Below are 308 nucleotides of genomic sequence, written 5' to 3' on the forward strand. Positions count from 1 at the left end.
TCCCCCGGCTCCCCCGCCGAGCTCACCGTCGAGCGCGACGGCGTGCCGCTGGCCGTACGCGACCACGGCGGCGCCGGCACCCCGCTGCTGCTGCTCCACGGGGCCTCCCGCACCCTCGCCGACTGGTCGGTCGCGGCGGCCGACCTCGCCACGGACCACCGCGTCGTCTCGATGGACCTGCGCGCCCACGGCCGCTCCGGCCCCGGCTCCACCCCCTGGACGTTCCCCGCCGTACTCGATGACATCGAGGCCGTCCTGGATGCCTGCAGCATCCCGGAGGCCGTACCGGTCGGCCACTCCCTCGGCGG

Annotated in this window: 1 protein-coding gene; it reads left to right on the top strand. The window is 76.9% G+C overall.

The window, feature by feature from the left end; genetic code table 11:
* On the top strand, positions 1–308 hold a 308-nt coding region (locus tag CCN51_RS58170), incomplete at both ends, for an alpha/beta fold hydrolase (RefSeq protein ID WP_342749402.1).

It is taken from the genome of Streptomyces milbemycinicus, assembly GCF_002154605.1.
GTDB lineage: Bacteria > Actinomycetota > Actinomycetes > Streptomycetales > Streptomycetaceae > Streptomyces > Streptomyces milbemycinicus.